This window comes from Bacteroidota bacterium, assembly GCA_018831055.1.
GTDB lineage: Bacteria > Bacteroidota > Bacteroidia > Bacteroidales > B18-G4 > M55B132.
Window position 1 is genome coordinate 1 of record JAHJRE010000261.1, and the last position, 2,296, is coordinate 2,296.

The window sequence follows — 2,296 nt, forward strand, 5'->3', positions numbered from 1 at the left end:
GAGTGGGATTACGATCAAATCCGGACCGCGTCGATCCAGCCCGATGATACACTATGGATGTACCTCGAAAACCGGCTATTGGCAATCGACATCTCGAACGGAATCGACCATCAGGCGATTTTGTCGCTGGGACCGTTCGACCTTGCCCCCGACAGTTCCGCCCGCGTCGTCTATGCCCTCTTCGGCGCCGACTTTGTCCATACCGATCCGCATAACGGCGCCAATCTGGCCGCCGGAGCCTACGACCACTATCTGAGAAACTTGAATTTCGAGATATTCCGGGAGCGGGCGGAAGCCGCAGTCGGTGCGACCGATCTGATTCTGGATCCCCATCGACCTCCAACAGGTCTCCAACCGGCCTATCTCTCCGGTGATACCGTCCGGCTGAGTTGGGACCCACGGGTCTTCCCGGATATCACCGGCTACAATGTTTACCTTACCCCGGTCGCCGATTCGTACTACGTGGCCCCCCGCATGGTTCGTCAGGGAGCCGAACCCCCCGATGTCCGGCTGGCAGCGACGGTCTCGCCGGCCGCTTCGGAAGTCGAATTGACCGGGTTGGATCCGGCTAAATATTACTTTGCCTCGGTCGCCCACGTAACGGCAGACGGTCCCGGCGATCGGTCACCATCGGTGGTGGTCGGCTACGGTAACCAGGCACTTATTCCCGACACGGTGCAGATGAAGCGCTACCACGCGTTTTATCGCCCCGGCGACACCGGTGTAGTGCTTTCGTGGTTTCCGTCCGAAAGTCCCGACATTGTGTGGTATCGAATTTACAAAGCCAGCGACTCGGCCCAGGCGCTGGGGCGTTACGCGCCGTTTCTGGCGATGGACTCCGCTCTTTCGCCGGTTCTTCCCCGGCGAACCGGCCGTACCGATGGTCGCCCGTGGTGCTATTATCAAATGCAGGCGTATGATTCGGTTCCCGCACCGCAGACCGGCTACATCGATACCAAAGTCAGCAACGATGGCTGGTACTGGGTAACGGCAGTCAACAAATACGGTGATGAAGGGCCCTTTTCCCGTCTGGTGTCGGCGGCTCAATCGGTCGCGCCTTCCCGGGATCTCCTGGTGATTTTGTCTTCGACCGGCAGCCTGCACGACTGGGTGCGGCGTGATTCGCTGTTTGCGTATTATGATCGATTACTTGACGGATACGATTACGACATCTATTCGTGGGCCGACACCAACCGGAACGTTCACACGGATGATATCGACTACAACGTCAACTGGGTCGATCTCGCTCGCTACCGGGTGATTCTTGTCGAAGAAATGGCCTCGCCGGGCGTGCTGACCAAATGGAACGAGCCGGCCTACCATACCCTTGAGCGAATTATCGCCTCCGGTCGCGATCTCGTCTATTTCGGTACGCCGCCGGGTCCGCTGGATCTGAACCTGAATACGAATAAGAGCTGGATCCGCTGCGAGCCGACCTCGTTCGAGTCGCGCTATTTTCATCTTGATTCGATTCACATCTGTACGTGGCAGGGGTTGTACCAAACCTACGGCGTGGTCGACTCCCTGGCCGGGTTCAGTTACGCCGTTCCTGAACAACCCGGCTTCCCGCCGATCGCGGTCGACACGACCTCGGATCGGATGACGAATTTCATTCATACGCTGTTTGAGATCGACGGCTACCTCCCGCTCACCCCCGGTTTCTACCCGGACTCGGCCGCCGAGGTGCTCTATCGGTACGGGTCGAAATACCCGTCATCGTCGCTGCTTGACGGTCTCCCTTGCGGTCTGCTTAATCGGTTCCCCGGCTCCAATGTTTACACGTTTGCATTTCACCTGTGGGCAATCGACACAGACGACGCCCGCCGGCTGATTGCCTATGTGCTCGGTCATCAGGCGCCGGATGCCGCCCTTGATCCGTATTTTCTGCCGGAGACGATCACCCTCAGGCAGAACTACCCCAATCCATTCAATCCGAGCACAACTATCAGTTTCGAACTCAACCGGAGTCAACACGTGATCCTTGAGATTTTCGACCTGCTCGGCCGTCGCACTGCGACTCTGCTGAATGAAACGGCGGGCGCCGGACCGCACGTCATCGAGTGGAACGGCCGCGACAAAAACGGCCACGAAGTCGCCTCGGGGATCTATTTCTATCGCCTTCGCAGCGATGAGGGTTCGGCTACCCGCAAGATGGTGCTGGTGCGGTAAGCCCGCGTTCGTCCGGCCGGTCGATACATCCCTTGACAAAATAGATAGTGGCAATACATATTGCCCTCTATAGAATAGCCTGCCTGCTGCGAAGGAGATTGACATGCCGCAGAAACGCTCGACCAAA

General features: G+C 58.1%; 1 protein-coding gene. It reads left to right on the forward strand.

The genetic code is table 11. The features are described 5' to 3' along the window. The coding region (locus KKA81_16230; protein MBU2652475.1) for a T9SS type A sorting domain-containing protein at positions 1 to 2,169 on the forward strand (2,169 nt) is incomplete at its 5' end. Positions 2,170 to 2,296 lie beyond the last annotated feature (127 nt).